Genomic DNA, 1090 nt, shown 5'->3' with positions numbered 1-1090 from the left:
GATATTGATAATCAAATATCCAAAAATCTACTCTTAACAAATACAAAAATAGTGAAACACTCTCTTGTCTATCATATAAATCCTTACCAAACGATAGAAAATCATTCTTATATAACTGTATCACTCCTCCACTAATTTCTAATAAGGCAAATAATCTAATCAGGCCAAGTTGTTGCCGCATCGATAATTCATGTAATCGATTTATAATACCAAAAACAAACACAGATATACACATCAAAATCAGGTAGAAATCAAACATATGTAATGAATACTGCTCTGAAAAAAAACGTTATACCTATTACTAACAAAATTTTATAAATCATGATTAAGAGCGGCATATAAATCCTTGTTTCTAATTTATTATGTAAATAAATAAACGCCACTGTAAGCAGAAATGCATCCTAAATCAGCAACTAAAATATTCTCGAAAACAACAAATAATGGAATCAAGCCAAAAAGAAATCCACCATATAATAAAATAATATAATCATACCATTTATTCTTTTTTTGAAAAAGCAACAAACTCAGATTTATAATCAACACTAATATATTTACTAATTCCAATACAATAGTATAGTTATGAATTATTTCTATAATTATCGTCATTTTTCACTCCTCCTTTTCTGCCCGACGTATAACTACTTATTTCGCTCTTATAACCATTTGTTTATACACTCTTTTCCCTTTACCTGTTGGCATATTTAAAGATTTCTGAGGAAACCTCCTTTTTTTATCCTTTTTCCCTCGTATTTTATTCCATGCTCTATGCATATAATAAGATGCACCACTATATTCAGAATTTATATATTTGTAGTTTGTTCTTCCTTCATATGCAGTTACAGTCCCTGTTGTAAGATTTTGCCAACGCCTAGCAAAATTTTTTTCTGATGACCCCTTTGCTGTCCTACATGAATAGAATATGCTACCTGTATTTTTAAAAGCACTTCTTTTTAATTTAGAAATATCTTTTAAACGAAAGTCCAATTTCTTCTGATTAGTACTATAATCATATCCAAAGGAAATTTTCCCTGGAAATCCATGTGAAAATACTGTAAATGTTTTTATCGGATCATTTACTGATGTCTGATTT

Annotated in this window: 3 protein-coding genes; all 3 read right to left on the bottom strand. The window is 28.8% G+C overall.

Annotation, left to right across the window (positions count from 1 at the left end):
• The coding region (locus DW981_RS15450; RefSeq protein WP_207664019.1) for a hypothetical protein at positions 1 to 181 on the bottom strand (181 nt) is incomplete at its 3' end.
• 179 nt (positions 182 to 360) lie between these two features.
• Positions 361 to 606, bottom strand: coding sequence for a hypothetical protein (locus DW981_RS14715; protein WP_118508254.1), 246 nt, complete (start codon positions 604 to 606; stop codon positions 361 to 363).
• Between the two features lie 36 nt (positions 607 to 642).
• Positions 643 to 1090 (bottom strand): DUF4347 domain-containing protein (locus DW981_RS14710; RefSeq protein WP_118508253.1); only part of this gene is annotated, 448 nt, incomplete at its 5' end.

The sequence above is a fragment of the Clostridium sp. AM49-4BH genome, from assembly GCF_003478335.1.
In the GTDB taxonomy this organism is placed as follows: domain Bacteria; phylum Bacillota; class Clostridia; order Lachnospirales; family Lachnospiraceae; genus Butyribacter.
Note: the sequence above shows the minus strand (reverse complement) of the source record. Positions and strands in the feature narration are given on the sequence as shown.

Bases quoted from the DNA above. Each gene is read 5' to 3' on its own strand.
- DW981_RS14715 (WP_118508254.1), bottom strand. From the start codon at position 606: ATGACGATAATTATAGAAATAATTCATAACTATACTATTGTATTGGAA.